The organism is Vibrio sp. R10-SG3-ISO3 (assembly GCF_059834225.1).
The window spans coordinates 1-3,218 of the sequence record NZ_JCBDHE010000022.1 but is presented as its reverse complement, the minus strand read 5'-3'; the positions used below and the strand labels follow the sequence as shown (position 1 = coordinate 3,218).

General features: G+C 52.8%; 3 protein-coding genes. All 3 read right to left on the bottom strand.

Annotation, left to right across the window (positions count from 1 at the left end; genetic code table 11):
- A partial coding sequence (locus AC6R1A_RS05875) for a T1SS-143 repeat domain-containing protein (RefSeq protein WP_500646156.1) occupies window positions 1–1,751 on the bottom strand: 1,751 nt, incomplete at its 3' end.
- Window positions 1,748–3,025, bottom strand: a complete 1,278-nt coding sequence (locus AC6R1A_RS05870; RefSeq protein ID WP_500646155.1) for a T1SS-143 repeat domain-containing protein — start codon at window positions 3,023–3,025, stop codon at window positions 1,748–1,750. The genes AC6R1A_RS05870 and AC6R1A_RS05875, both read right to left, overlap by 4 nt.
- The coding region (locus tag AC6R1A_RS05865; RefSeq protein ID WP_500646154.1) for a hypothetical protein at window positions 2,982–3,218 on the bottom strand (237 nt) is incomplete at its 5' end. The genes AC6R1A_RS05870 and AC6R1A_RS05865, both read right to left, overlap by 44 nt.

Below are 3,218 nucleotides of genomic sequence, written 5' to 3'. Positions count from 1 at the left end.
ATAGTGACCGTGCTGGTCAACACGTCACCATCGCCATCTTCAATGGTCGCCACTAAGGTGTGGCTCACCACGTCACTGGCTGAGTGATGATCGATGTTTCTGTCTGGCGCAAACGAGAGTGTGCCATCGGCAGAGACGATCACTTTACCGTCGGTGACCAAGTATTCACTTTGACCGTCGACTAACGGAATCGGGTCGCCACCATCAAAGGTGAATTGCGTTACCACGCCTTGCTCCGCGCCCGACGCACTGATGAGCGTAATAGGCTGTGATTCGTTATCGTACTGCGTATCAGGCTCGGTGACCTTTATCTCGCCATCTACCACCGTCTGAATGTCGTCATTCACGGTGATAGCGAGATTCACCGATGCTGATTCATCACCATCGCTGTCCACCGCGACCACCGGCAAATTAATCACCAAGCTCTCATCATTATCACCGCTGTGATCGAGCGGTCTGAGCAAGGTAAAGGTGTAATCTTTAAGGCTGGCTTGATCGAGCGCGACCTCAAAAACAGGCACATCTTGCCCGTCAACGGTAATCACTCCCAGGTATTGACCGGGCACATCAGAGTCTTCTATCAAGCGCACGGTTTGCCCTTGCGCTTTCAATGTCGATTGCTCGGTAAAGCGCGTGATATCGAGTGTCAGCGCGGCAATGTCATCACTGCCGACATCGATAGTGATGGTGCCACTGTCTTGCACAGCAGCTTGGCCGTCTTCGGTGCCGCCCGTTAAACCAGATTCTGAGACTTGCGCCGTCTCGATTTGAGTGATGACGGGGTCATTACCATCGGTAATATCGATAGTGACCGTACTGGTCAACACGTCACCATCGCCATCTTCAATGGTCGCCACTAAGGTGTGGCTCACCACGTCACTGACTGAGTGATGATCGATGTTTCTGTCTGGCGCAAACGAGAGTGTGCCATCGGCAGAGACGATCACTTTACCGTCGGTGACCAAGTATTCACTTTGACCGTCGACTAACGGAATCGGGTCGCCACCATCAAAGGTGAATTGCGTTACCACGCCTTGCTCCGCGCCCGACGCACTGATGAGCGTAATAGGCTGTGATTCGTTATCGTACTGCGTATCAGGCTCGGTGACCTTTATCTCGCCATCTACCACCGTCTGAATGTCGTCATTCACGGTGATAGCGAGATTCACCGATGCTGATTCATCACCATCGCTGTCCACCGCGACCACCGGCAAATTAATCACCAAGCTCTCATCATTATCACCGCTGTGATCGAGCGGTCTGAGCAAGGTAAAGGTGTAATCTTTAAGGCTGGCTTGATCGAGCGCGACCTCAAAAACAGGCACATCTTGCCCGTCAACGGTAATCACTCCCAGGTATTGACCGGGCACATCAGAGTCTTCTATCAAGCGCACGGTTTGCCCTTGCGCTTTCAATGTCGATTGCTCGGTAAAGCGCGCTAAATCGAGTTTCAGCGCGGCAATGTCATCACTGCCGACATCGATAGTGATAGTGCCACTGTCTTGCACGGCAGCTTGGCCGTCTTCGGTGCCGCCCGTTAACCCAGATTCTGAGACTTGCGCCGTCTCGATTTGAGTGATGATAGGGTCATTCCCATCGCGAATATCGATAGTGACCGTGCTGGTCAACACGTCACCATCGCCATCTTCAATGGTCGCCACTAAGGTGTGGCTCACCACGTCACTGGCTGAGTGATGATCGATGTTTCTGTCTGGCGCAAACGAGAGTGTGCCATCGGCAGAGACGATCACTTTGCCGTCGGTGACGGCAAGTATTCACTTTGACCGTCGACTAACGGAATCGGGTCGCCGCCATCAAAGGTGAATTGCGTTACCACGCCTTGCTCGGCGCCCGACGCACTGATGAGCGTAATAGGCTGTGATTCGTTATCGTACTGCGTATCAGGCTCGGTGACCTTTATCTCGCCATCAACCACCGTCTGAATGTCGTCATTCACGGTGATCGCGAGATTCACCGATGCTGATTCATCACCATCGCTGTCCACCGCGACCACCGGCAAATTAATCACCAAGCTCTCATCATTATCACCGCTGTGATCGAGCGGTCTGAGCAAGGTAAAGGTGTAATCTTTAAGGCTGGCTTGATCGAGCGCGACCTCAAAAACAGGCACATCTTGCCCGTCAACGGTAATCACTCCCAGGTATTGACCGGGCACATCAGAGTCTTCTATCAAGCGCACGGTTTGCCCTTGCGCTTTCAATGTCGATTGCTCGGTAAAGCGCGTGATATCGAGTGTCAGCGCGGCAATGTCATCACTGCCGACATCGATAGTGATGGTGCCACTGTCTTGCACAGCAGCTTGGCCGTCTTCGGTGCCGCCCGTTAAACCAGATTCTGAGACTTGCGCCGTCTCGATTTGAGTGATGACGGGGTCATTACCATCGGTAATATCGATAGTGACCGTACTGGTCAACACGTCACCATCGCCATCTTCAATGGTCGCCACTAAGGTGTGGCTCACCACGTCACTGACTGAGTGATGATCGATGTTTCTGTCTGGCGCAAACGAGAGTGTGCCATCGGCAGAGACGATCACTTTACCGTCGGTGACCAAGTATTCACTTTGACCGTCGACTAACGGAATCGGGTCGCCACCATCAAAGGTGAATTGCGTTACCACGCCTTGCTCCGCGCCCGACGCACTGATGAGCGTAATAGGCTGTGATTCGTTATCGTACTGCGTATCAGGCTCGGTGACCTTTATCTCGCCATCTACCACCGTCTGAATGTCGTCATTCACGGTGATAGCGAGATTCACCGATGCTGATTCATCACCATCGCTGTCCACCGCGACCACCGGCAAATTAATCACCAAGCTCTCATCATTATCACCGCTGTGATCGAGCGGTCTGAGCAAGGTAAAGGTGTAATCTTTAAGGCTGGCTTGATCGAGCGCGACCTCAAAAACAGGCACATCTTGCCCGTCAACGGTAATCACTCCCAGGTATTGACCGGGCACATCAGAGTCTTCTATCAAGCGCACGGTTTGCCCTTGCGCTTTCAATGTCGATTGCTCGGTAAAGCGCGCTAATATCGAGTTTCAGCGCGGCAATGTCATCACTGCCGACATCGATAGTGATAGTGCCACTGTCTTGCACGGCAGCTTGGCCGTCTTCGGTGCCGCCCGTTAACCCAGATTCTGAGACTTGCGCCGTCTCGATTTGAGTGATGATAGGGTCATTCCCATCGCGAATATC